Origin of the sequence: Streptomyces sp. ISL-43 (assembly GCF_018614195.1) — a bacterium.
GTDB lineage: Bacteria > Actinomycetota > Actinomycetes > Streptomycetales > Streptomycetaceae > Streptomyces.
Map to the genome: position 1 here is coordinate 406,570 of NZ_JAGGOT010000013.1, position 21,148 is coordinate 427,717.

The following is a 21,148-nucleotide window of genomic DNA, read 5'->3' on the forward strand; positions in this document are numbered from 1 at the left end:
GGACGGGCTGTTCGCCGCGTACGGGCCCGGCCACCGGGACGCGTCCTTCGGGCGACTTCCACGCCCGGTGCGGTTCGCGCCCGGCGGCGGCGGGCCTGCTCGTGCTCCGAGCGGTCAGCCGCCGAAGAGGGGGCCGCTCGGCCAGATGGGCGAGGAGGCGATCTTGGACCACTCGGGATCGCGCCGCCCGGGCACGGTCCGGCCGTCTTCGGCCCAGCGGGTGAGCAGCGCACTGTAGATGGGCGGGTCGGCGGTGAGCTGAACCGATTCTTCGTGCCCTGCCGCCGGTGCCCGCCGGCGGCGTCCCACCCTCGGCGCGGAAGTCTCCATCGTGGTCATGCCGGGCCAACGCGCCACCGGACCCACGGGTAACCCCGCCCATCCGTTCGACCGTTCAGCAGCCGCCCGGCCCGGCGCCCCGGGCAGCCGCCCCGCGCCGCCGCCTCCTGCCGCCGCCTCCTGCCGCCGCCCCGCCCCGCGCCGCCGCCTCCTGCCGCCGCCCTGTGCCGCCGCGCCGGGGCACCGCCCCGGGTAGCCGCCCCGCCGCCCGCTCCCACTCGTGTCGCACGACGTGTCGCTCTGACAGTCCGTGCCACAACTCTGGCCCCCGCCCGGCAATCTGACGTACCGTCATTTCCGCCCGAGGTGCCGTCCCGCGCACCCGTCCCCGGAGGTTCGCCATGCCCGCCGACCGGCCCGTATCGCTCGACGAATACCCCATCCACCAGGCCCCGTTGTCGATGAAGCACCTCGTCACCGGCGACCGCAACGCCTACGACCGCTGCATCTTCCACGTCTTCGACCACGCAGGCCGAGCCGTCCTCATCCTCGGACTCGGCGTCTACCCCAACGCCGGCGTCATCGACGCCTACGCGACGCTCCGCCTGGGCGACGAACTCCTCGCCGTCCGCGCCTCCGACGCCCTCACCGACGACCGGATGAACCTCTCCGTCGGCCCGCTCCGCATCACCGTCGACGAACCCCTGAAGCGGATCACCCTCAGCTGCGCCGCCGACCCCGCCGACCCCGAAGGGCTCGCGTACGACATCACCTGGACCGCCGAGTTCCCCGCGCTCTGGGAGCCGCACCACACACAGCGCCGGGGCGACCGGCTCATCCTCGAAGGCCGCCGCTTCGTCCAGGCGGGCAACGTCACCGGCACCATCCGCGCCAAGGGCGAGGAGTTCGTCCTCGACGCCGCCGAGTGGACCGGCACCCGCGACCGCAGCTGGGGCGTGCGACCGATCCCCGGGGAGGACGGCGGCCGGGCCGCCGAGGAGCACCGGCCCGAGGGCTTCCACTGGCTCTGGATACCCGTCCGCTTCGAGGACCGCTTCCTGATGGTCATCGCCCAGGAGGACGCCGACGGCCACCGGGGCCTCAGCGAAGCCGTCCAGGTCTTCCCCGAAGGCAGCGGCCTGGGCGACGTCCAGCTCGGCTGGCCGCACACCGACATCCGCTACCGGCCCGGCAGCCGCCACCCCGTGAGCGCCGTCGTCCACCTCACCGACCCGGCCGGACGCAAACCCCTCGAACTCGGCGTGGAGATCCTGAACTCCTCCCCGCTCGCCGTCGGCGCCGGCTACCCGCCCGCCTCCGACTGGCAGCACGGCAGCTGGCAGGGCCGCGGCTGGACCGACCGCCGCGTGTACGACCTGTCCGACCCCGCCGCCCACCCCATGGCCGCCTTCGGGGTCACCGACCACTCGGCCCGCTTCACCCTCGACGGCCGCACCGGCTTCGGCATCTTCGAGCACGGCAGCTTCGGCCGCCACGACCCGAGCGGCTTCGCCGACTACGGCTCCGTGGCCCCGTAGGAGCGGACCGCGAAGCCCGCGGGCCGGCCGGCTGACCGGCCGTCCTGCCGGGCCCGGCGTCCGCGGCACGGAAGAAGCAGCAGCCAAGCCAGAGAAGGGGTACCCCATGGCAGGACCGGCACCACGCCCCCGCACCTCCACCCGCGAACCAGAGGAGCTCGGCCGGCGCCTCGCCGCCTGGCTCGACGCCGAACTACCCGGCGCCAAGGTCGCCAACGTCTCGGTGCCCGGCTCCAATGGCATGTCCAGCGAGACCCTGCTCTTCGACATAGAGCACCCCGACGCCCCGATCCGCGCCTGCGCGCTGCGCCTGGCCGCCGATCCGGCCGCCTACACCGTCTTCCCCTCCTACGACATGCCCCGCCAGCACCGCGTGATGAGCCTGGTCGGTGCACACACCGACCTGCCCGTCCCGCGCGTGCAGTGGCTCGAAGAGGATCCCGGGCCGCTCGGAGCCCCGTTCTTCGTCATGGCCCGCGCCGAAGGCCGCGTACCGCCCGACGTGATGCCCTACACCTACGAGGGCAACTGGCTGCACGCCGCGACCGACGCCGAACGCGCCGTGCTCCAGGAATCGAGCGTCTCCCTGCTGGCCCGGCTGCACGACCAGTTCCCGCCGGAGGAAGCGGAGTTCCTCCTGCCGGAGGGCGACGGCAGCCCGCTGCGCCGCCACGTCGAGGCCCAACGCGCCTACTACCACTGGGTGGTTACCGGCAAGTCCCGGTCCCCGCTGCTGGAACGGGCCTTCGACCGGCTCGAGGAGCTCTGGCCGGCCGACGAGGGCGGGCCGGCCGTCCTCAACTGGGGCGACGCGCGCATAGGCAACGTCATCTACGCGGCGGACGGGTTCGAGCCCGTCGCCGTGCTCGACTGGGAGATGGCGGCCTGCGCCCCGCGCGAGGTCGACCTCGGCTGGACCGTCTACCTGCACCGCTTCTTCCAGGACCTGACCGTCGGTTTCGGCCAGCCCGGTCTCCCGGAGTTCCTGCGCCGCGAGGACATCGAGAGCCGGTACGCACAACTCACGGGCCACACGCCGCGGGACATGGAATTCCACACCCTCTACGCCGCCCTGCGGCACGGGATCGTGATGCTGCGCATCGCCTACCGGCAGGCCCACTTCGGCGAGGTGGAGGTCCCGGCGGATCCGGACGGCCTGATCCTGCACCATGCCAGCCTGGCCGCCATGGTGCAGGGAACGTACTGGTAGTGCGCTCAGGCCGCCTGCGCGTGCTGCCGCATCTGCGGCAGCACCGCGGGCGCGGGCGTGCGTACCGGACGCGAGCCGGGGCCGCCGACGTGCGAGAACGGCTGCGTCCGCCAGTCCAGCCCCTGCGGCAGCGCCAAGTGCACGACGGGCTCCAGCTCCTGGGCCTCGTCGGTGCCGAAACCGAGGGTGGGCAGCGCGTCGGAGGCGGGCCGTCCCGTGCCCGCGCACACCGTGAGCCCGAAGGGGTTCCACGGGGTCAGGCAGAGAGCGTGCTGCGGCAGGTACTCCTCGCCCGCGACGAGGGCGATCGACTGCCCGCAGTCGGGGCAGGTCGCGTGGTGGATCTCGAACCCCTCGGCGTATCCGAGGTAGTCGTCATCGTCGGCGTAGTCGCCCTCGACGGATTCCAGGGGCTCCGGTTCGATGCGACCGGCGCGCTTGGTGTTCAGCATGGATGTACTCCCCCTTGGGTGGGCCGGGCGGGCAGGTTCCTCGGCCACGGCCACCCCAAGCATTTCCCGCCACGCGGCACGAGTAACCACTTCCGGCCGCCGTACGCCCTCATACCCTTGTGGCCTTGGTCACATGCCTGCCGCAGATGCCACCTCAATCCGTGGACACGGCTGTGCCGGAAGCGGTTCAGGGCCGTAGGTTGTGCGGCTATGAGCGCAATGGAGGAGCTGGACCGCCAGATCGTGGATCTGCTCGTGCGGGACGGGCGGATGAGCTACACGGACCTGGGGAAGGCCACCGGACTGTCGACGTCGGCGGTCCATCAGCGAGTACGCCGCCTGGAGCAGCGCGGGGTCATCCGCGGCTACGCCGCCGTGGTCGACCCCGAGGCCGTCGGGCTGCCCCTGACGGCCTTCATCTCGGTCAAGCCCTTCGACCCGAGCTCGCCGGACGACATCGCGGAGCGGCTGGCCGGGGTCCCGGAGATCGAGGCCTGCCACAGCGTCGCGGGCGACGAGAACTACATCCTCAAGGTCCGCGTCGCGACCCCGCTGGAACTGGAAGACCTGCTGGGCCGCCTGCGCACCCTCGCCCACGTCGCCACCCGCACGACGGTGGTCCTCTCCACCCCGTACGAATCCCGCCCGCCGCGCGTCTGATTCCTTCTCGACGCGCCGCTTGCACGGCTCGGCCCCGAAGGGCTTCCCCGGCTTCGCGCCGCTGCGCCGGACTCCGTCCGGCGGCCGCCGCACGACGAGCCGGACTCCGGGGCGGAGCCCCGGTTTCGGGAAGGGGCGGGTAGGGAGCAGCGCCGCAGGCCCCCACGCGCACCGGCCGGCCCGCCCGCTCCAGCCCCGCGCCCGGAAGCGCGCCGTCGACGAACGGTGCGAGCACCCCGTCGAACAGGGGAAACTTCTCGCATGACAGACCGCACCGCCGACTCCGACTCCGCCACCGCCGCCGGAGGCACCCGCACGGTCCTCCTCCGCGGCGGAGAGGTCCACAGCCCCGCCGACCCCTTCGCCACCGCGATGGTGGTCGAGCGCGGCCACGTCGCCTGGGTCGGCTCCGAGGGCGCGGCCGACGCCTTCGCCCAGGGCGTGGACGAGGTCGTCGACCTCGACGGCGCGCTGGTCACGCCCGCCTTCACCGACGCCCACGTCCACACCACCTCCGCCGGCCTCGCCCTCACCGGGCTGGACCTCTCCACGGCCGCCTCCCTCTCCGAAGCCATCGGTCGCGTACGCGCGTACGCGGACAGCCGCCCCGCCGACCGGGTGCTCCTCGGCCACGGCTGGGACGCCTCCCGCTGGCCCGAGCGGCGCGCCCCCCGACGGAGCGAGCTCGACGAGGCCACCGGCGGCCGGCCGCTCTACCTCAGCCGCATCGACGCGCACTCCGCCGTGGTCACGACCGCCCTGCTCCGGCTCGTACCCGGCGTCGAGGCGGTCACTGACGAGCCGCTGACCCGCGACGCCCACCACGCCGTACGCCGCGCCGCGCTCGACGCCCTCACCCCGGCCCAGCGCGCCGAGGCCCAGCGGGCCGCCCTCGACCGGGCGGCCTCCCTCGGCATCGGCTCCGTCCACGAGTGCGGCGGCCCCGAGATCTCCTCCCCGGAGGACTTCAGCGCCCTCCTGGAGCTGGCGCGCACCCACCCCGGCCCCCGCGTCTTCGGCTACTGGGCCGACCGGGACCTCGGCCGGGTCAAGGAGCTCGGGGCCGTCGGGGCCGCCGGAGACCTCTTCGTCGACGGCGCCCTCGGCTCGCACACCGCCTGCCTGCACGCCCCGTACGCCGATGCCGGCCACACCGGCACCGAGTACCTCGACGCCCGGGTCGTCGCCGAGCACGTGGCCGCCTGCACCGAGGCGGGCCTCCAGGCGGGCTTCCACGCCATCGGCGACGCCGCGATCACCGCCGTGGTCGAGGGCGTCAGGGCCGCCGCCGACAAGGTCGGCCTCGACCGCGTCCGCGCCGCCCGGCACCGCGTCGAGCACGCCGAGATGATGAGCCCGGCCACCATCGCCGCCTTCGCGGAGTTCGGCCTCACCGCCTCCGTGCAGCCGGCCTTCGACGCGCTGTGGGGCGGCGAGGAAGGCATGTACGCCGACCGGCTCGGCGCCGAGCGCGCCCGCACCCTCAACCCGTACGCCGCCATGCTCAAGGCGGGCGTGCCGCTCGCCTTCGGCTCCGACGCCCCCGTCACCCCGCTCGACCCCTGGGGCACCGTCCGCGCGGCCGCCTTCCACCGCACGCCCGCCCACCGCATCTCGGTACGGGCCGCCTTCGCCGCCCACACCCGAGGCGGCTGGCGGGCCCTGGGCCGCGACGACGCCGGCATCCTCGTCCCCGGGGCCCCGGCCGACTACGCCGTCTGGCAGACCGCGGAACTGGTGGTCCAGGCCCCCGACGACCGGGTCGCCCGCTGGTCCACGGACCCCCGCTCCGGCACCCCCGGGCTGCCTGACCTGACCCCCGGCGCGGACCTGCCGGTCTGCCTGGCCACGGTCGTCGGCGGCCGGGAGGTATTCGTACGGCCACAGGGGTGATCCGGGGGGCCGTGGTTCGGTAAGGGCGCCCGGACCCGGATAGGTTCGGCCGGGTCCACCACCGGACGTCCGTACCGGACGGATCCGTCCGCTCAGCCGCGCCCGCGCCTCGGGGGCGAGGGAAGGTTTCGCCGGGCGGCGGGTGGCCTCAGGTCGGGGCCCGGCGGTCCAGTAGACAACGGTCAGGCGGCCCGCAGCCAGCGGGAGCCGGTCCGGCCCGAAGGACCGCGGGCCCCGATCGCTGTTCTAAAATCATCCTCTGCGACACGACGTACAGGATGTACGAGAACGCAAAAGGGGAATCAGTGAGCGACGGCGGACAGCGAAGCTACGGACCGCTCGGCACGGCCTTGGTGATCATTCCGACCTACAACGAGGCGGAGAACATCGGGCTGATCGTCGGCCGCGTCCGCGCGGCTGTACCCGAGGCCCACATCTTGGTCGCGGACGACAACAGCCCGGACGGCACCGGAAAGCTCGCCGACGAGCTGGCGGCCTCGGACGAGCACGTGCACGTCCTGCACCGCAAGGGCAAGGAAGGGCTCGGAGCCGCCTATCTGGCCGGTTTCGGCTGGGGCCTGGAGCACGGCTACGGCGTCATCGTCGAGATGGACGCCGACGGCTCCCACCAGCCCGAGGAGCTGCCCAGGCTGCTCACCGCGCTGGAGGGCGCCGACCTGGTGCTGGGCTCCCGCTGGGTGCCGGGCGGCCGGGTGGTCAACTGGCCCAAGAGCCGCGAGTTCCTCTCCCGGGGCGGGTCCACGTACTCCCGGCTGATGCTCGGGGTTCCGATCCGCGACGTCACCGGCGGCTACCGCGCCTTCCGTCGCGAGACCCTCGAAGGCCTCGGCCTGGCGGACGTGGCCTCGGCGGGCTACTGCTTCCAGGTCGACCTGGCCCGCCGGGCCGTCCGCAAGGGCTTCCGCGTGGTCGAGGTGCCCATCACCTTCGTCGAGCGCGAGTTCGGCGACAGCAAGATGAGCAAGGACATCGTGGTGGAGGCCCTGTGGCGGGTCACCCAGTGGGGCCTGAAGGAGCACGCGGACAAGCTGACCGCCAAGGTCCGCGGGAAGTAGCCCCGCCGCCCGCCGCCGCCCCCTAGGGGATGCCCGGTACCTCCGGCTGAGGACGTTTTTACACCGGCCCAGGCACACTGGGGGGTATGACGACCGGAGTTCCGACCTCTACGGCCCCCCGGCGGCGTTCGCCCGCCCGTACGATGCTTCCCCTGGCCATCGCGGCCTGGCTGATCCTGGAGATCTGGCTGCTCAGCCTGGTCGCGGGAGCGGTCGGCGGCGGGGCCGTCGCCCTGCTGCTCGTGGGCGGCCTGGTGCTGGGTGCGGTGGTCATCAAGCGGGCCGGGCGGCGCGCCTTCAAGAATCTGGCGGACACCTTCCAGCAGGCGCAGGCCGGCAAGCAGCCCACCGCGCAGCAGCCCGGCTCGGGCAACGGCATGACCATGCTGGCCGGCCTGCTGCTGATGATGCCGGGCCTGCTCTCCGACGCGGCGGGCCTGCTCTTCCTGCTCCCGCCCGTCCGGGCCTGGGCCGGGCGCCGGGCCGCCCGCTCGCTGGAGCGCAAGATGGCCTCCGCGCCGGCCGGCACCTTCGGCGACGCCTTCCAGCAGTCCCGCATCCACTACCCGGACGGCAAGGTCGTCCAGGGCGAGGTCGTCCGCGAGGACCAGCCGGGCGGACAGGGGCCGGCGTCCGGCCCGGAGAGCGGCTACCGCCCGCCGCTCACCCCCTGACCTGCTCCCGGTCCCTGGGAACGGACGGGAAGAACGGACGGGACGAACGAACGCGAAAGCCGAGGGGCCCCGCCACACTGTGTGGCGGGGCCCCTCGGCTTCGTGCTGTCTTGCTGTGGTGCTGCTGTGCTGTGCTGTCGTCCGGCTGTCAGGCGGACTTGCGGCTGTCCCGCGGATGCACGGCAATGTTCATGGCGCCGGAACGAAGGACCGCCAGCCTCTCGGCCAGCACTTCCTCCAGCTCCTCGCGGGTACGCCGCTCCATGAGCATGTCCCAGTGCGTTCGCGCAGGCTTGCCCTTCTTCTCTTCGGGCCCGTCCCCGTCAACCAGGAGTGCCATGGCGCCGCACGCCTTGCACTCCCACTCCGGCGGAATATCTGCCTCAACCGAGAACGGCATCTCAAATCGATGTCCGTTCTGGCATGCGTACTCCACCGCCTGGCGCGGGGCCAGATCGATGCCGCGGTCCGTCTCGTAGCTGGTAACCACGAGCCGCGTACCGCGGAGAGCTCGCTCACTCATGAATCGTGCCTCCCGGGCTTGTCGCCCACAGGACAGGTGTCGCTGTCGTCGTCATCCGGTCAACGTCCGGTCGGCGGTATAGATTCCCGCTCCGGGTCATGCGTCGCCCGTCGTGCCGCCCCTTGTTGTACCCACCAGTGCCCGTTTTGTCACATCTGGCAGCAGATGTCACCCAGCGTCTTCGCTTCATCAGCACGCAGTAACGGTCCGCCTGGCAGGCCAAAGGCGTACACTACCGGCCCTTCGCTTGAACGTCGAAATTCGTTCCGAATTCGCGTCCAGGGCCCGTAGTGGATCCGGGCGGATCCGCCCGGATCCGGGTCGATCGCCGCTCAGATCCGCTCGGGTACAGGATTGCCCGCCGCCTCCACCGCGCGCCGCACCGGCACTCTGGCGAGCAGCACGAAACCCAGTGCGAAGAAGACCACCAACGAGATGATCGCGTCCCGGTAGCTGCCCGTGACCTGGTAGGTGAGCCCGAAGACGAGCGGCCCCACCCAGCTCAGCCCGCGGTCGCTCATCTCGTACGCCGAGAAGTACTCGGCCTCCTTCCCCGCCGGGACCAGGTGCGAGAACAGCGAGCGCGACAGCGCCTGGCTGCCGCCCAGCACCAGTCCGATCATCGAGGCGAGCGCGAAGAACCACATCGGGGTCCGGGCCGGCAGGAAGTATCCGGCGGCCAGCGTGACCCCCCAGGCGAGCAGCGATCCGAGAATCGTCCGCTTGGCTCCGTACCGCACGGCCAGCCGGCCCATGCCCAGCGCACCGGCCACCGCCAGGACCTGCACCAGCAGGACGGCCACGATCAGCGTCGACTGCTCCAGCTCCAGTTCTTCCGATCCGTAGATCGAGGCCTGGGAGATCACGGTCTGCACGCCGTCGTTGTAGATCAGGTACGCCAGCAGGAACGACAGGGTCAGCGGATAGCGCCGCATGTCCTTCAGCGTGGCCACCAGCTGCTTCCAGCCGCTGACGGCCGGCCCCGCGCCCGGCTCCCGGACCACGGCCCGGTCCCGCAGGCGCCGCAGCGGGATGACCGCGAAGGCGCCCCACCACAGCCCCGCCGAGGCCAGGCAGATCCGGACGGCCTCGCCCTCGGTGAGCCCGAAGGAGTCGTGGCCCTGGTAGACCACCAGGTTCAGCACCAGGACGAAGGCGCCCGAGGTGTACCCGAAGGCCCAGCCGCGCGAGGAGACGGTGTCCCGCTCGTCCGGTGTGGAGATCTGCGGCAGGTAGGCGTTGTAGAGCACCATCGAGACCGACAGCGAGGCGTTCGCGACGATCAGCAGCAGTCCGCCGAGCAGATAGCGGTCGCCGCCCAGGAGGAACATCCCGGTGGTCGCCGCCGCGCCCGTGTAGGCGGCCGCCGCCAGCAGCGGCTTCTTGCGGCCGCTGCGGTCCGCCAGCGCGCCCACCAGCGGCATGATCAGGACGGCCACGATCACCGAGGCCGACACGGAGTACGCGAAGTACGAGCCGGCCCGGACCGGGATGCCCAGCGGGTGGACGTACCCCTCGGAGTCGGCGGCCGCCTTGGCCACCGCCGTCAGGTACGGCCCCAGGAACACGGTGAGCACGCTCGACGAATACACCGAGCAGGCGAAGTCGTAGAAGTACCAGCCCTGCTGCTCCCGCTTGCGGGAGGCGGCGGCCGTTCTCTCGCCCTCGGCCCCCGGTTCCGCTTCTGCCGTCGTGCGCGCACTCATCGGTGCCCCCTCGCTGGTCCCCGTACCGCAGCGGCCGCCGCGCCGGGCGCGGAGGCCGAACGGGCTTGTCAGGCCCAGGCCCCGCGCCGGTCCAGCACCGTGCGCAAGATGTCGATCCGGTCGGTCATGATGCCATCGACTCCCAGGTCGAGGAGTGCCTCCATGCGTTCCGGTTCGTTCACGGTCCACACGTGCACCTGGAGCCCCCGCGCGTGGGCCGTCCGCACGAAGCGCCGGTCCACCACCCGGATCCCCGCCTGGGTCTCCGGGACCTGCGCCGCGACCGCGCCCGCGCGCAGGGCCGCCGGGATCGCGAACGAGCGCAGCCGCAGCCCGAGCACCCCGCGGACCCCGTACGAGGTCGCCAGCCGGGGGCCCGCGATCTTCTGCGCCCGGGCCACCCGGGTCTCCGAGAAGGAGCCCACGCACACCCGGTCCCAGACCCCGGCCCGCGCGATCAGGTCGACCAGCGGGTGCAGGGCGGACTCGTCCTTGAGGTCCACGTTCCACCGGGCGTCCGGGAACTCCTCGAGGAGGTCCTCGAAGAGCGCCAGCGGCTCCGTCCCGGCGACCCGGGCCTCACGGATCCGGCTCCACGGCTGCTCCCGGATGCGGCCGTGCCCGTCGGTGACCCGGTCCAGGGTCGCGTCGTGGAAGGCGACCAGCTTCCCGTCGGCGCTGGCGTGCACATCGGTCTCGAAGTACCGGTACCCGGCGTCTGCGGCCCGCCGGAACGCGGCGGCGGTGTTCTCCAGCCCGTCCGCGGCCCCGCCGCGGTGCGCGAAGGGGATCGGAGCCGGGTGGTCGAGATACGGATGGCGAAGTCGTACGTGCGTCACCGCGGCAGTATGCCCGCTGTTCCCCCAGGGGCGGGAGCGCCCCGATGGCCGCGCGATGAACGCCACACCCCCGCGCCCGCCCGCCGCCCCGAGGCCGGCACAGGGCCCCCTGGTCCGCCCGGCGCGGTCCGTGCCACCCTGTAACCGCAGAACGATCCAATCCGGCTCCCCGTGGGCCGGCAGGGGCCAATTCGACGAAGGTGGACCGGACCCATGGCGCAGTGGACCTCGGCCGTAGGGGCCGCACAGCTCGGCCGGCTCATCACCTCCCAGCAGGGGCGGCCCGCCGTGCCCGGCGCGCGCAAGCTGCCCGCGTACCGCACGCTCGCCGACGGCATCCGGCTGCTCGTCCTCGAGGGCCGCGTGCCCGTCGCCGCCCGGCTCCCCGCCGAGCGGGAGCTCGCCGTGGTGCTCTCCGTCAGCCGCACCACCGTCGCCGCCGCCTACGAGGCCCTGCGCGGCGAAGGGTTCCTGGAGTCCCGCCGGGGCGCCGGCAGCTGGACCGCCGTACCCGCCGGCAACCCGATGCCGGCCCGCGGCCTGGAGCCCCTGCCCCCCGAGTCCCTCGGCTCGATGATCGACCTCGGCTGCGCCGCCCTCCCGGCCCCCGAGCCCTGGCTCACCAAGGCCGTCCAGGGCGCTCTGGAGGAGCTCCCGCCGTACGCGCACACCCACGGCGACTACCCGGCCGGGCTGCCCGCCCTGCGCCGCATGCTCGCCGACCGCTACACCGAGCGCGGCATCCCGACCATGCCCGAGCAGATCATGGTCACCACGGGAGCGATGGGCGCCATCGACGCCATCTGCAGCCTCTTCGCGGGGCGCGGCGAGCGGATCGCCGTCGAATCCCCCTCCTACGCCAACATCCTGCAGCTGATGCGCGCCGCCGGGGTCCGCCTCGTGCCCGTGGCCATGGGAGAGGGGCTGAGCGGCTGGGACATGGACGTCTGGCGCCAGGTGCTGCGCGACTCCGCGCCCCGTCTCGCCTACGTCGTCGCCGACTTCCACAACCCGACCGGGGCGCTCGCCTCCGACGAGCAGCGCCGCGCGATGGTGGAGGCGGCCCGCTCGGCGGGCACCGTGCTCGTCGCCGACGAGACCATGATCGAGCTCCAGTTCGACCCGGCGATGGAGATGCCGCGCCCGGTCTGCTCCTTCGACCCGGGCGGCTCCACCGTCATCACCGTCGGCTCCGCCAGCAAGGCCTTCTGGGCCGGCATGCGCATCGGCTGGGTCCGCGCGGCCCCCGACGTCATCCGCAGCCTCGTCGCGGCCCGCGCCTACGCCGACCTGGGCACGCCGGTGCTGGAACAGCTCGCGGTGAACTGGCTGATGCGCACCGGCGGCTGGGCCCAGGCCGTGGAGATCCGCCGCGACCAGGCCCGCGAGAACCGGGACGCGCTGGTGGCCGCGGTGCGCCGGGAGCTGCCGGACTGGGAGTTCCGGGTGCCGCTGGGCGGTCTGACCCTGTGGGCCCGCGCGGGCGGGCTGTCGGGCTCCCGGCTGGCCGAGGTGGGGGAGCGGGTCGGTGTACGGGTCCCCTCGGGGCCCCGGTTCGGCGTCGACGGCGCCTTCGAGGGGTACGTCCGGCTCCCGTTCACGGTGGGCGGTGCCGTGGCCGAGGAGGCGGCGGCCCGGCTGGCGGCCGCGGCCCGGCTGGTCGGCACGGGCGCGGGCGGTAGCGGCGCGGAGCCGCCGCGCACCTTCGTCGCCTAGGGCCCAGGGCCCAGGACGCGGAGAGACGGCCTGCCTGCGGGCAGTTACGGGGCGTCCGCCGGGACCTCTGGGATCTCCGAGGCGTCGATGGCGCCGGTCGAGGGGCCCTGGGCCTGGGCCGGCGGCTGGACGATGTGCAGCGGTTTGCCCAGCGTGACGTGGTCCGGGACGGGCGCCGGCGCCGCCCGCCGCTCGGGCAGGAGGTCCAGTACCGCCTGCCGGTGCGCCGGGTGGGTGGCGTCGTCGTAGGGGTCCGGCGTGGCGGGCACCTGCAGCCGGTGCACGGGACCGGTGCCGAGCCGGGCGTACCCGCGCCCCGGCGGCAGCTGGGCCGTCGGCGTGGTGTGCGGGGGGAGGCCCAGTACGTCGGCGATCTGCTGGATCGCGGCGGACCCGAGCACGACCCGGGCCCTGGTGTGCTGCCAGACGGAGTCGTGCAGCAGCTCCAGGTGGTCGAACTGCTCGGCCACCACCACGGTGATGTGGGCGGCGCGTCCGTGCCGCAGCGGCACCTGCAGCTGCGCGAGCGGATCGGGGCCGCCCTCGGCGGTGGCCAGGTGGGCCAGCACGCTGGGGCGGTCGAGCAGGATCCACAGCGGGCGCCGGGTGTCCTCGGGGGCGGGCCGGCCGGCCTCGCGGGCGCGGTGGATGGCGATCAGCCGCCGCTCTGTCTCGCGTGCGGCCCACTCCAGCGTGGCCAGCGCCCCGTTCGGCCCGCATTCCACGGCGAGGACGCCGGCGCGGCCGCAGAGGCAGGAGTACTCGCCGCTGCCGCCGCCCTCCACGACCAGTACGTCGCCGCCGTGCCGCAGGGCCTGCAGGGCGATCGAGCGCAGCAGGGTGGACGTTCCGCTGCCGGGCTGCCCGACGGCCAGCAGGTGGGGCTCGGTGGAGCGGGAGCCGGTGCGCCAGATGACCGGGGGCATGTCGCGGGGCTCGTCGCCCTCCAGTACGGGCAGGGTGCGCTGCACGCTGCCCGGGTCGGTGAAGCCGAGCACGGCCTCTCCGGGCGAGGTCACGAAAGGCTGGGCGGCGATGCCTGTCGGCAGCGCCGCCAGCACGCTCAGGTCGAGCTGGTTGCCCTCCTCGTCCCAGTCGAAGAGATACTCCCGTCCGCGCCCGGACTTGGCGTGCAGCAGTGCCTCGATCCGGACCCTCGACGCCGCCTCGCCGTCGGTGAAGTAGGCCGGGTAGCGGATGTGGAGCCGGGTGACGCGGCCCGCCTCGTCGAACTCGTAGCCGCTGAAGGCCTTGTCCCAGTCCCCGCCGTGGGCGAAGAGCGGACTCGGATCCTCCGGGATGGAGAAGTACGGCACGAGGGCTTCGTAGAGGGAGCCGAGGCGTTCGGTCTCGGCATCGCTGGGCCCGGTCTTCACCGGGGTGCGGTCGCGCCCCTGCCAGGCCGCCGCCGCCATGAGGGTGATCAGGGCGGTGAGGGGTCCGTAGGGGACGAGCGCGACCACGAGGACGCAGGCGGCTCCCAGGAACAGCGCGGGACCACGCTTGTCCTTGGGGGTGTCGCACCATTTGCGCCGCCCGGCCGAGGCCAGGATGCGCAGGCCGCGTCCGATGGTGAGGAGCGGATGGAGGACGTCCGTGGCGCTGTCGGCGGCCGTGCGAGCGAGGTCGCGGCCCCGGGTCAGCGACACGGTGCCGCTGCTGAGGATGCGGGGAAGTGGGCGCCGGGCCACGGGCGTCTCCTGGAGTTTTGGGTGCTTCGGGTGGGTGCCGGCGGCGGGCGCTAGAGCCTGATCCCGCCGAGGAGGCTCGCGAGGCTCGCCGTGCTCGCCGTGATGCTGGGGGCGATGGCGGAGCCGGCGAGGAAGAAGCCGAAGAGCGCGCACACGAACGCGTGCGTCAGCTTCATGCCGTCCTTCTTGAAGAAGAGGAAGCAGATGATGCCGAGCAGTACGACACCTGAGATGGACAGGACCATGAGAGGTTCTCCTGGTGGGTGGGGACAGTCACCATCAGTTCTTCCAGGCTCACAGGAAGTATCAATGCGACAAAAGGTGCATACGGGTGAATCCAGGAGTTTTTCACTTGACCGGCCCAGCCTGGCTGGCGCGCCGGGTGCCGCGGGCGCAAGGGGTCGCAGGGTGATCATTGCCTCGGCCCGCCCCGCTCATGTGCAGGTCCGGGCGCTACGCTGGCGATTCACCCGTACGGACGCATTTGCCGTGCGCACCCCTGCCCCCTGCCCGTGAAAGGCGGTACGACCGATGAGTGAGCACGTCGAGAACAGCTCCCAGGGCTCCCCGGACGTTCCCGACGAGGACGTCATCGAGCTGGCCACCAAGATCTTCGACCTCGCCCGGCAGGGTGAGACCGAAACGCTCGCCGCCTACCTCGACGCGGGCGTCCCCGCGAACCTCACGAACGACCGCGGCGACACCCTCGTCATGCTCGCCGCCTACCACGGCCACGCCGACGCCGTCGCGGCCCTGCTGGCCCGCGGTGCGGAAGCCGACCGAGCCAACGACCGCGGCCAGACCCCGCTCGCCGGAGCGGTCTTCAAGGGCGAGGAGGCCGTCATCCGCGCACTGCTCGCCGGCGGCGCCGACCCGAACGCCGGAACGCCCTCCGCCGTGGACACGGCCCGCATGTTCGCCAAGGCCGACCTGCTGGAACTTTTCGGAGCCAAGTAGTCCACTTTTGGCGGTTTCTTGCGCGGCCGTTGCCCGGTCCAGACCTCACGGGTTGGTCACGGCGGCCTTAAATGTGGTCGCGGCGCACAAACCGCCTGGGTCATCATGGCGTCGGATTCGATTCGCGGGCATGGCGGACGGGCAGGAGCGGGCAGGACACAACGGGTGTCCGACCCCCACCCCTGCCGGGGGACCGCCGCCCTGGCCGCGAAGCACCGACGAGAGTGAGAAGGCAATGGTCTACATCGAGCGGAACAAGACGGCGACGGCGGACGTCCTCACATGCTGTTACGCGGCCCTGTGAATTCCGATTCCCGGTCGCGTCCCCAGCTTGATTTGAGGCCACTCCCATGTTCGAACCAGTCATAGCGCCTAGCGGCACCCTGCTCGGGCTCCTCCAGCGGGGCCGCGGCGACGGCACGCTGCACGCACTCGCGGCGCCCAGGGCCGAGGCCCTGACGGCGCTCAACCAGTGCGTGACCGGCGATCCGCGCCAGGACTGGCAGATCGAGAACCGCTCCTTGTACTACGCCCGGCTGTACGTGGACCTCGACGGCCCCCTGGGCGAGATCGAGACCCACCTCTTCGGCGTCGACGACCTCGTCGACGAGGACGACCGCCGCACCGGCCTCGCCCTGTCCGTGCTCGGACACCTGGCCTCGTACGGCCGCGACGACGCGCTCATGCTGCTGCGCCGCTACGCCGCCACGGGCGCCAACTGGGCCTGGGCCCTCGACGAGCTCGCCCTGCGCGACGACGACGAGGGACTGCGCTCACTGGCAGGCCCGGTCCTCGCCCGCTTCCCCGCCACCGCCGAGGGCGAGGCGCGGCTGGCCGCCGCCGTCCGCGACGCCTACGAGCCCAGGCCCTGGTGCCTGTGGGAAGAGGCACCCGGGGCCCCCGAGTACGCCGCGCGCTTGCGCGCCGCCCGCCAGCAGGGCTCCTTCGACCGCTGGCAGCGCCAGCTCACCCCGCGCGGCCCCCAGCCCGGCTGGGGCGTCCAGGCCGTCTTCGACTGGGCCGCCGACGGGCTGCGCCGGGGCACCCCGCTGCACGTGCCCGCCGCCCGCTGCCTCGCCGCCGTGGCCACCCCCGAGGACCGCTCCGCGATCCTCGCGGCCGCCGCCGGCGCCTCCGGCGAGGCCGCCCGGGCCACCGCACTGCACCACCTGGTCCTCGCCGAGCCGGAGAACCCGGCCGTACTGGACCTCATCGAAGCCGCCGGGGACGAGCCGGCCGTGGCCGCCTACGAGCGCATGTGCGGCCCCGGCGCCGTCGAGCGGGCCCGGCGCTGGGTCCACCGGCCCGACGCCCTCGGAGCGGCCGCCGCGACCCTCCTGGCCGCCCGTGGCGGAGCCGAGGACGCCGCCCTGGTACTGGGCGCCCTGCGCTCCACGGTCCGCGGCTCCGGCCCCGACTCGGTGCCGCTCTTCGCCCTGGTCGACGGAGCCGGCCGGCTCGCGATCGGCTGCGCGGCCCCGGTGCTGCGCCACATCTACCGCGAGACGGCCTCCTCCCACCTGCGCGGCCGGGCCGCCCGGGCCCTGGCGGCCACGGACCCCTCCTTCGCGGCGGGCTTCGCGGTGGAGTGCCTCTGGGACTGCGAGGAGACGACCCGCGAGGTGGCCGCCCGCCACGCCGAGACGGCCGACGCCCGCGTGGCGCCGAGGCTGCGCCGCCTGGCCATGGACCCGGCGGAGGAAGAGGACGTGCAGTCGGCGGTACGGAGCCGGATCGCTCCGGAGTCGGCGGTGTAGGCACGGGCCGGCGGGCCCGGACGCCCGCGCCCGCCGCTCACACCTCCGCTCACACCTCCACGAACCGCACCCCCGCCCCCGGCCGCGCCTGCGCGGCGGCGTCCAGGGCGGGGCCCGGGGGGACCACCCCCACGACCGGGTAGCCGCCCGTCACCGGGTGGTCGGCCAGGAAGACCACCGGCCGGCCGTCCGGGGGGACCTGGACCGCGCCGAGCACCATGCCCTCGCTCGGCAGCTCTCCGGCCCGGGCCCGGGCCAGCGGCGGCCCCTCCGTGCGCAGGCCGATGCGGTTCGAGGCCGCCGAGACGACGTACCGCGCGCGCAGCAGCCGCCCCGTCACCGACTCCCGCTCGAACCAGTCGGCCCTCGGCCCCAGGCGCAGCGGGAGCACCAGCTCCGAGGGCGGGCCCGGCGCCGCCAGGGCGTCCACCCCGGCCACCGGGTCCGGACCGGGCGCCCCCACCGGCAGCAGCGCCCCCGCCGCCAGGACCGGCGGGCCCAGACCCGACAGCAGGTCCGTCGAGCGACTGCCGAGGACCGGCTCCACCGCGAACCCTCCCCGCACCGCGACGTAGCTCCGCACTCCCGACTCCGCCCGGCCCACCTCCAGCTCCGCCCCGGCGCGCAGCAGGACCGGGGCTCCCCAGGCGGCCGCGCGCCCGCAGACCCGTACCCCGCAAGGGGCACCGGTGACCGCCACCACCAGCGGGCCGCCCAGGGCGCGCAGGGCCACGCCGTCCAAGGTCGTCTCCAGGACGGCCGCTCGCGGAGGATTGCCCAGCAGGCGGTTCGCCAGCGCGTGCGCCCCCGTGTCGAGGGCCCCCGACCGGGGGACGCCCAGGTGCGCGTACCCGGGCCGGCCCAGGTCCTGGACGGTGGTCAGCGCGCCCTGCCGCAGGACCTCCAGGGCCCTCACGGCGCCACCCGCGCGAACCGCACCCGTACCCCCGGCGCGAACAGCGCGGCCGGCTCGCGCGCCGGGTCCCACAGCACCGCGTCGGTGGACCCGATCAGCTGCCAGCCGCCGGGGGAAGAGCGCGGGTACACCCCCGCGTACTCGCCCGCCAGCGCCAGCGAGCCCGCCGGGACGGCCGTACGGGGCGTCGCGCGCCGGGGCAGGCGCAGGTGCTCGGGAAGCCCCGTCAGGTAGCCGAAGCCCGGCGCGAACCCGCAGAAGGCGACGCGGAAGACGATCCCGCCGACGATGCCCGGGACCTCCTCGGGCCGCACCCCCCACAGCCCGGCCACCTCCGCAAGGTCCGGCCCGTCGTAGCGCACCGGGACCGTCACCGGCGGCGGCCCCTCGTCCGCCGCGAGCCGGGCCGGCTCCCAGCGGGCGATCCGGGCCGCGAGGGCCCCAGGCTCCCGAACGCCGTCCAGCAGCACGGTCCGGGCGGCGGGCACGACCTCCCGTACGCCGCCCAGCTCGCCCGCGTCCCGCCGGCGCAGCAGCTCCGCGTGGAGCGCGGCCACCTCCTCGGCGGAGTCCACCTCCAGCAGCAGGGCGTCCGCGCCCACGGCCAGGGCGCGCACCGGCCCGCTCACGCGAAGGCCTCCACCCGGACCCCGGCCCCGCCGAGCGCTTCCCGCACCCGCAGGGCCAAGGCCGCCGCCCCGGGGGTGTCGCCGTGCAGGCACAGGGAGCGGGCGACGACCGGGATCCGGGATCCGTCCGCGGCCGTCACCGCGTGCCCGGCCGCCATCGAGACCGCGCGGGCGACCACCGCGACCGGGTCGTGGACCACGGCGCCCGGCTCCCCGCGCGGTACGAGGGTGCCCGCCGGGGTGTAGGCGCGGTCGGCGAAGGCCTCCGGGACGGCCGGCAGCCCGGCCCGCTCGGCGGCGGCCAGCAGGAGCGAACCGGGCAGTCCGAGCACCGGGAGCCCCGCCTGCCCGGCCGCCAGCAGGACGCCGGAGACCACGGCGCCGGCCTGGTCCGCGTCGTACACGGTGCGGTTGTAGAGCGCGCCGTGCGGTTTCACGTAGGACACCTTGGAGCCGGCCGCCCTCGCGAAGACCTCCAGCGCCCCGATCTGGTACGCCACCTCGTCGGCCAGCTCGCCGGCCGGCACGTCCATGGCGCGGCGGCCGAAGCCGGCCAGGTCCCGGTACGAGACCTGCGCGCCGATCCGCACCCCGCGCGCGGCCGCCAGCTCGCAGACGCGGCGCATGATGGACGGGTCGCCCGCGTGGAAACCGCAGGCGACGTTGGCGCTGGTGACGACGGACAGCAGGGCCTCGTCGTCGGTCAGCGTCCACCGCCCGAAGCCTTCGCCGAGATCGGCGTTGAGGTCGATCACGGGGGTGACCGCCGGGGTGTCCGGTGTGATCATGGAAGCCATGCGGTGAGCGTAGAACAGGGCGCGCACCGAGTTCTCGTCGACAGGAACGCCGGTCGCAAGGATCGGGCCGAACCATCCCGTTTGGGATGTTGTCAGGGTCAGCGCCTAGTCTTTGCCCGTGACTCTCCCCGCCCCGGCGAAGACCCTTCCGTCCCCGGCGCCGGGCCCGGCCGCCGACGAGGGCCTGGCCCGGCGGCTGCGCGCCCTCGCCTGCACCGCCCCGCTGCACGACCTCGACGTACGCAAGGCCAATCTGGCCGGCGAGTACGGGGTCTACGCGATGGCGGAGGTCGCGCTGTCCGCGATCGACCTGGTCACGCTCAACATGGACTTCGACACCGGAGCCGACCACGAGCAGATAGTGGCCAGGCTGCTGCCGCGCGTCGCCGCCCAGGCGCCGGGGCGCCCCGCCGCCGAGCACGAGCGGGTGGCCCGCTGGGTGCTGGAGAACCTGATCAACGTCGGCAGTGTCGACCGCGGCTTCCGGGCGATCTACGGCACCTTCGGCCCGGACGGGGTCTACGTCCGCCGGGACTACGACTTCAAGCTGATCGAGGAAGTCCCGGGCTACGGCGGCGCGGTGTACCTGCGCACGACCGACGAGGCCGTCAACGTCCTGGTCGGCGCCCTGGACACGGACGTCACCAGCGCGCAGATCGCCGCCGAGGTCAAGCTGGAGGTCCTCATCAGCCGGGGCCGGCTCGCCGACGCCCAGCTCGCCGCCGAACAGGCCCGCTACCGGACGGTCCAGTACGCCGAGATCCTGCGCCGCACGCTCGACGCGACCCGGCGCAACGTACGGGCCGTGGACTGGCTGGTGACCGTCCCCGACATGATCGCCGAAGCCCTCGACCACGTCGCCGACCGCTACCGCCACGAGAACGCGATCCTGACCAACATCCGCAAGGCGCGCGACGAGGCCGAGGAGCCGGACAACAAGCGGCGCGCCGCCGAGCTGGTCGACATCGTCAAGGACTGCATCCGCCGCCACACGCAGCTGCAGTCCCGGCTGCTGGACGCCGGCCCGCTCTTCCGCGCCGAACAGGACCGCCAGGCCTTCGCGGCGCCCGCGCCGCGCACCGGCATCGACCTGTACGGGCAGCTCGTCGCCCCCGTGCTGCCGCTGCCCGTCGCCGACGCCTCCCGGGTCACGGACGCCTTCTTCGCGGCGGGGGCCGGCCTGCGGACCCCGGTCTCGGTCCGCGTCGCCGACCTGGTCGAGATCCTGCTGACCCCGCCGGTGGAGCGGGAGCACCTCGGCGCGGAGATGCCCGAGCCGGACCTGATCGCCACCCCCGACGACAGCCGCTTCAGCGAGGAGCAGCTCGCCGCCGCGATGGAGCTCCTGGAGCTCCCGCACGACGCCCCGCGCCGGCTGTCCGGCCTCCTGGCCGAGGCCCGCCGCTCCGACCCGGACCTGCCCTACCTGGTCGCCCTGCTGGCCGTCCACGCGGCGAGCCCGGCGGTGGGCACGGCCTACCGCCAGGGCGAGGAGCGGCTGCTGTTCGCGGTGGACGACGGCACGGAACTCGACGACCCGGAGTTCGGCGGAGCCGACCTCATCGTCGGCACCGCCCTCCTGGACGCGGCCGCCATGACGGCTGACCGCACGGAGGCGGCATGACCATGCCCTCGCCGGGTCGCGGAACGGGTCCCGCCGCAGCCGGCCGGCCCACGCCGCCCGCCGCCCCGGCGCCGGTGTGCTCCCGGCCGGCCGCACCGGCCGCCGCCCGTGCGGCCCGAGCGGCCGCGCCCCACACCGACCGCACCAGAGCCACCCGCACCAGAGCCACCCGCACCAGAGCCACCCGCACCAGAGCCGACCGCACCAGAGC

At 73.9% G+C, this 21,148-nt stretch carries 20 protein-coding genes; 10 read left to right on the forward strand and 10 right to left on the reverse strand.

All coding sequences use genetic code 11. The features are described from left to right. Positions 1–114: 114 nt before the first annotated feature. Positions 115–339, reverse strand: coding sequence for a hypothetical protein (locus tag J7F03_RS09900; protein WP_214948271.1), 225 nt, complete (start codon positions 337–339; stop codon positions 115–117). Between the two features lie 341 nt (positions 340–680). On the opposite strand from J7F03_RS09900, the gene J7F03_RS09905 reads away from it, so the two are divergent. Both J7F03_RS09905 and J7F03_RS09910 read left to right on the forward strand, forming a co-directional pair. Further along, positions 681–1,817: a hypothetical protein gene (locus tag J7F03_RS09905; RefSeq protein WP_214948272.1), complete on the forward strand. Its 1,137-nt coding sequence runs from the start codon at positions 681–683 to the stop codon at positions 1,815–1,817. A 106-nt stretch (positions 1,818–1,923) separates the two neighbouring features. Further along, positions 1,924–3,027: a phosphotransferase family protein gene (locus tag J7F03_RS09910; RefSeq protein WP_214948273.1), complete on the forward strand. Its 1,104-nt coding sequence runs from the start codon at positions 1,924–1,926 to the stop codon at positions 3,025–3,027. Positions 3,028–3,032: 5 nt separating this feature from the next. Here the strand turns inward: J7F03_RS09910 and J7F03_RS09915 are convergent, their stop codons facing one another. Next, positions 3,033–3,479 carry a hypothetical protein gene (locus J7F03_RS09915; protein ID WP_214948274.1) on the reverse strand — a complete coding sequence of 149 codons (447 nt, stop codon included), beginning with the start codon at positions 3,477–3,479 and terminating at the stop codon, positions 3,033–3,035. A 219-nt stretch (positions 3,480–3,698) separates the two neighbouring features. On the opposite strand from J7F03_RS09915, the gene J7F03_RS09920 reads away from it, so the two are divergent. The 4 genes from J7F03_RS09920 to fxsA all read left to right on the forward strand — a co-directional run bounded on the left by J7F03_RS09920 (position 3,699) and on the right by fxsA (position 7,782). Continuing rightward, positions 3,699–4,139 carry an Lrp/AsnC family transcriptional regulator gene (locus tag J7F03_RS09920; protein ID WP_214948352.1) on the forward strand — a complete coding sequence of 147 codons (441 nt, stop codon included), beginning with the start codon at positions 3,699–3,701 and terminating at the stop codon, positions 4,137–4,139. Between the two features lie 261 nt (positions 4,140–4,400). Continuing rightward, positions 4,401–6,032 carry an amidohydrolase gene (locus J7F03_RS09925; protein WP_214948275.1) on the forward strand — a complete coding sequence of 544 codons (1,632 nt, stop codon included), beginning with the start codon at positions 4,401–4,403 and terminating at the stop codon, positions 6,030–6,032. Positions 6,033–6,310: 278 nt separating this feature from the next. Continuing rightward, the gene (locus tag J7F03_RS09930; RefSeq protein ID WP_214948276.1) at positions 6,311–7,108 is read left to right on the forward strand and encodes a polyprenol monophosphomannose synthase; all 798 of its coding nucleotides are present in this window, start codon (positions 6,311–6,313) and stop codon (positions 7,106–7,108) included. An 86-nt stretch (positions 7,109–7,194) separates the two neighbouring features. Continuing rightward, complete coding sequence (gene fxsA, locus J7F03_RS09935; RefSeq protein WP_214948277.1) at positions 7,195–7,782, forward strand: FxsA family membrane protein; 588 nt, start codon at positions 7,195–7,197, stop codon at positions 7,780–7,782. A 148-nt stretch (positions 7,783–7,930) separates the two neighbouring features. On the opposite strand, the gene J7F03_RS09940 is transcribed toward fxsA, so the two are convergent. The 3 genes from J7F03_RS09940 to J7F03_RS09950 form a co-directional block, all read right to left on the reverse strand. Further along, positions 7,931–8,305: an RNA polymerase-binding protein RbpA gene (locus J7F03_RS09940; protein WP_031146696.1), complete on the reverse strand. Its 375-nt coding sequence runs from the start codon at positions 8,303–8,305 to the stop codon at positions 7,931–7,933. A gap of 332 nt (positions 8,306–8,637) precedes the next feature. Next, positions 8,638–10,011, reverse strand: a complete 1,374-nt coding sequence (locus J7F03_RS09945; RefSeq protein WP_214948278.1) for an MFS transporter — start codon at positions 10,009–10,011, stop codon at positions 8,638–8,640. A 68-nt stretch (positions 10,012–10,079) separates the two neighbouring features. Further along, positions 10,080–10,850 carry a glycerophosphodiester phosphodiesterase gene (locus J7F03_RS09950; protein ID WP_214948279.1) on the reverse strand — a complete coding sequence of 257 codons (771 nt, stop codon included), beginning with the start codon at positions 10,848–10,850 and terminating at the stop codon, positions 10,080–10,082. A 213-nt stretch (positions 10,851–11,063) separates the two neighbouring features. Between J7F03_RS09950 and J7F03_RS09955 the strand changes: the two genes are divergently transcribed. Further along, positions 11,064–12,566 carry a PLP-dependent aminotransferase family protein gene (locus J7F03_RS09955; RefSeq protein ID WP_214948280.1) on the forward strand — a complete coding sequence of 501 codons (1,503 nt, stop codon included), beginning with the start codon at positions 11,064–11,066 and terminating at the stop codon, positions 12,564–12,566. A 44-nt stretch (positions 12,567–12,610) separates the two neighbouring features. On the opposite strand, the gene J7F03_RS09960 is transcribed toward J7F03_RS09955, so the two are convergent. Then, on the reverse strand, positions 12,611–14,257 hold the full coding sequence (locus tag J7F03_RS09960) for an ATP-binding protein (protein ID WP_214948281.1): 1,647 nt from the start codon (positions 14,255–14,257) through the stop codon (positions 12,611–12,613). Positions 14,258–14,307: 50 nt separating this feature from the next. Further along, complete coding sequence (locus J7F03_RS09965) at positions 14,308–14,502, reverse strand: hypothetical protein (protein ID WP_214948282.1); 195 nt, start codon at positions 14,500–14,502, stop codon at positions 14,308–14,310. A gap of 286 nt (positions 14,503–14,788) precedes the next feature. Here J7F03_RS09965 and J7F03_RS09970 point away from each other — a divergent pair, with 286 nt between their 5' ends. Further along, positions 14,789–15,214, forward strand: coding sequence for an ankyrin repeat domain-containing protein (locus J7F03_RS09970; RefSeq protein ID WP_214948283.1), 426 nt, complete (start codon positions 14,789–14,791; stop codon positions 15,212–15,214). Positions 15,215–15,564: 350 nt separating this feature from the next. Beyond that, complete coding sequence (locus J7F03_RS09975; protein WP_214948284.1) at positions 15,565–16,971, forward strand: HEAT repeat domain-containing protein; 1,407 nt, start codon at positions 15,565–15,567, stop codon at positions 16,969–16,971. A 49-nt stretch (positions 16,972–17,020) separates the two neighbouring features. On the opposite strand, the gene J7F03_RS09980 is transcribed toward J7F03_RS09975, so the two are convergent. Genes J7F03_RS09980 through J7F03_RS09990 form a run of 3 tightly spaced genes read right to left on the reverse strand, consistent with a single transcriptional unit; the run spans position 17,021 to position 19,313 of the window. Further along, entirely contained in the window at positions 17,021–17,887 is an 867-nt protein-coding gene (locus J7F03_RS09980; RefSeq protein ID WP_308379289.1) for a biotin-dependent carboxyltransferase family protein, read from the reverse strand. Then, positions 17,884–18,516: an allophanate hydrolase subunit 1 gene (locus J7F03_RS09985; RefSeq protein ID WP_374104295.1), complete on the reverse strand. Its 633-nt coding sequence runs from the start codon at positions 18,514–18,516 to the stop codon at positions 17,884–17,886. The genes J7F03_RS09980 and J7F03_RS09985 overlap by 4 nt, the downstream gene beginning before the upstream one ends. After that, positions 18,513–19,313 (reverse strand): LamB/YcsF family protein, encoded by an 801-nt coding sequence (locus J7F03_RS09990; protein ID WP_251071615.1) that lies wholly within the window; start codon positions 19,311–19,313, stop codon positions 18,513–18,515. Before J7F03_RS09990 ends, J7F03_RS09985 begins: the two co-directional genes overlap by 4 nt. A gap of 118 nt (positions 19,314–19,431) precedes the next feature. On the opposite strand from J7F03_RS09990, the gene J7F03_RS09995 reads away from it, so the two are divergent. Next, positions 19,432–20,937 carry a hypothetical protein gene (locus J7F03_RS09995; protein ID WP_308379290.1) on the forward strand — a complete coding sequence of 502 codons (1,506 nt, stop codon included), beginning with the start codon at positions 19,432–19,434 and terminating at the stop codon, positions 20,935–20,937. Positions 20,938–21,148 lie beyond the last annotated feature (211 nt).